The organism is Acidiphilium sp. AL (assembly GCF_025499445.1).
Taxonomy (GTDB): Bacteria; Pseudomonadota; Alphaproteobacteria; order Acetobacterales; family Acetobacteraceae; genus Acidiphilium; species Acidiphilium iwatense.
The window spans coordinates 1-1,046 of record NZ_JAIMBZ010000060.1 but is presented as its reverse complement, the minus strand read 5'-3'; the positions used below and the strand labels follow the sequence as shown (position 1 = coordinate 1,046).

Annotated in this window: 2 protein-coding genes and 1 pseudogene; all 3 read right to left on the bottom strand. The window is 64.0% G+C overall.

Translation table 11 applies throughout. From position 1 onward, the window contains the following. Positions 1-449 (bottom strand): IS3 family transposase (locus AiwAL_RS18485; protein WP_262313302.1); only part of this gene is annotated, 449 nt, incomplete at its 3' end. After that, complete coding sequence (locus AiwAL_RS18480; RefSeq protein WP_262313301.1) at positions 449-799, bottom strand: transposase; 351 nt, start codon at positions 797-799, stop codon at positions 449-451. The genes AiwAL_RS18480 and AiwAL_RS18485, both read right to left, overlap by 1 nt. Positions 800-908: 109 nt before the next feature. Further along, positions 909-1,046, bottom strand: a pseudogene (locus AiwAL_RS18475) (transposase); the annotation flags it as partial.

The window sequence follows — 1,046 nt, the reverse complement described above, 5'->3', positions numbered from 1 at the left end:
GCTGCCTTCAAAGCTGCGACGGCAATCCGGGCATCCATGGAGCGGCTGATCGCGTAGCCCACGACTTTGCGCGACCAGGCATCCAGGATGGCCGCCAGGTAGACGAAGCCGCCCGGAATGGCCACGTAGGTCAGGTCCGCGACCCAGATCTGGTTCGGGCGATCGGGAACGACGCCTTTGGCCAAGTCGGAGTAGATCGGCCCGGCATGGTCGCTGTCGGTCGTCACAACGTAGCGCCGCCGCTGTTTTGGCTGCAAATCGTGTTCCCGCATCAGGCGCCGGAGCCTTTTGCCGTTCACCACGACGCCCTGATGGCGCAGCGCTGCCCCGACCCGGCGATAACCATAGCACTCGAACTCATCGCAGATCGCGCCGATCCGAGCGAGAAGTCCATCGGCGGGCAGTGTGGCTGGCGGCGCGTCGTAGAAGGTGGATCGCGTGAGCCCCATCAGCTCACACCCCCTGCTGACGGAGATGCCACGGGGCCGGCGACGACGGAGGTGCTCGCGCTTCTCGGCCGGGGAGCATGCTTCAAAGCCCCCTTTAGCAGCTCGATCTCGAGCGCCTGACGACCGACCAGGCGCTCAAGGGCGGCGATCTTGGCTTCGTATTCTTGCATCAGGTCGGCCGCTTGCACGTCGTCATCCAAGGCACCAGCCTCGAACTTGCCGACCCAGATACGGATCAGCTGCCGGGAGATGTCGTGCCGCTTGGATAGCGCGTGCAGCGTCTCGCCCGCGATGAACTCCTCGGCAACCTGCCGTTTAAATGCGGCGCTGTGGGATCGGTGTCTCGTCATGGCTTCCATTCTCCAGAAGCCCGGTAGCGGGGGTCAATTCAAATCGCCCAATCTGTCCACCCGCAGGGGCGCACTCCAAATGGGGGTCGCGGTTGGACGCGATTTGACACTGCTGGCCGCGACCGGGCTGGTAATCGAACAGCACGATCGCCTCCCGGCTGTCCTCAGCGCTGCGATAGCCCCACATATAGGATTTGGTCTGCGCCTGGCGCGCGTTCTCTTTCAGGACCTGGACCCAGGTTTCGTC